General features: G+C 55.0%; 2 protein-coding genes. Both read right to left on the bottom strand.

Features of this window, described 5'->3' with window-relative positions:
• The coding region (locus J5224_RS26470) for a bifunctional alpha/beta hydrolase/class I SAM-dependent methyltransferase (protein ID WP_264628148.1) at positions 1 to 1,332 on the bottom strand (1,332 nt) is incomplete at its 3' end.
• A gap of 43 nt (positions 1,333 to 1,375) precedes the next feature.
• A partial coding sequence (locus tag J5224_RS26465) for a CDP-alcohol phosphatidyltransferase family protein (RefSeq protein ID WP_264628147.1) occupies positions 1,376 to 1,774 on the bottom strand: 399 nt, incomplete at its 5' end.

Below are 1,774 nucleotides of genomic sequence, written 5' to 3'. Positions count from 1 at the left end.
CAGTTCGGTGTAGTCGCGCAGCAAAATCTCGCTCACCGCAGCATCACCTTCCAGCGCATCAAGAACATAGCGCCCGTGCCCAGCGGCAACATCGACCACTCGGACCGTTTTTCCCTCTTCAACCAGTGCCGTAACCGCCTGCTGAATCAGCATCTGGAGGTGGATTTTGCGCTGACGGATCCCTCGCCACCCCACGCTGTTGAGATATTGCTTGTCGATCAGACGCCCCAACGCGCTGCTTCCCTGAGGCTGGTTTCGATAGACATAATCCAGCGTACTTCCGGAATCAAACCCGGTTTCAAACCCCAAACGGACGCCCGTGGACTGCGTGCCCAGCATCTTCATGCCATAACGCAAACCACGATACGCGATATCGTCCAGCGAGTAAGGCTCCGGCCCGCCGCGTAGCATCTGCCAGCTATCAGCACCATGGCTCCAGCGATCTTCATTACTGTAGTCAAAACGCTGTGGCGGCATGGCGTACAGCGTATCGATAAAGCCGCGCATCTTGTCGAAAGCCAGGTGCCGCTCTTTTTCGCCCAGCGTGTCGTGATAAAAATCCGGCAATACATGCAGTTCTTTAATGGGATTACGCAGACGCTGATAAAAATCAATCTGCGGCTGTCGATGCACCACGTAATCGGTGCCGGAAACCAGCAGTTGCACAGGCAAGGTAATGGCACTGGCATCGCTGACGATGCGTTCCGCCGCGTTGTAGAGATCCAGCAGAATATTCACCGCAATGGGGCGGGTAATCAGTGGGTCTTGGTTAAAACTCTCCACACGTTGCGCATCGTGTGTCAGATATTTGCCTTTCACATAGGAGTTAACGAAAAACAGGCCCCGCAGGCGATGCATCAACGCCAGACCCGGGCGCGCAAACGGTACATACAATTTAACCTTGAATGCAGGCGATGCGAGCACCAGGCCGCGAATGGGCGGTGCGTAATCATGCGCCCAGGTGGCAACCAGCACCGCACCGACACTTTGCGCCACCACCACCACATCCTCCATTGAAACCCGGCTATCATCAGCGGCAAAACGGACGAACTCGTCAACATCCTGCACTGAACGAGACAATGAGGGACTATAGCCACGCTGACCGGGAGAACGTCCATGACCACGGGCATCCCAGGCATAAAATGCGGTATCCGGCATCGCCAGTTCATCAACAATGTGTTGCAGTCGCCCGGAATGCTCATGCCCTCGATGAAACAAGACCATCACCTTGGGCGTTGCGCCCACTGACATTGCAGGCCAGTGGCGATAAAACAGTTCGGTGTTATCACTGGTCAAAAAAAACCGCTCGTCCGCCGTCCGTAAATTGCTCATGAGAATAATGTCCTTATATTTGCCGGTGGGTTGTCCAACAGTATCAATTTACCCGCTCTTCGCCTAACACACTCCGACAGCGATTCACCACGGTCCACAGCAGCAGTAGGGTTGCAATGCCCCACACGGCATTATTCCACACGGTAAGCTGCGGCCAGATAGCCAGCCCCAGCCCCCAGGCACCAAAGACCAGCGCCCTGTCGCTCTTGCCCAACGGGCCAGCATAGCTGCGTACCCCATTGATGGTTTGCGCTAGCACGCCACAAAACTCCGTCATCAGCGCACAAAGCAGCATCACCACAACCAGCAGCGCATGGCTGTTGGGAAGCAGCATAAACGGCAAATACAGCGCGATATCAGAGATAACATCACCGGTTTCATTAAGGATGGCGCCAAGCTTCGATTGTTGATGACACTCGCGTGCCAACATGCCATCCAGTGC

It is taken from the genome of Candidatus Symbiopectobacterium sp. NZEC135 (assembly GCF_025962695.1).
The sequence above is the reverse complement of the archived record's forward strand: the minus strand, read 5'-3'. Positions and strand labels throughout refer to the sequence as shown.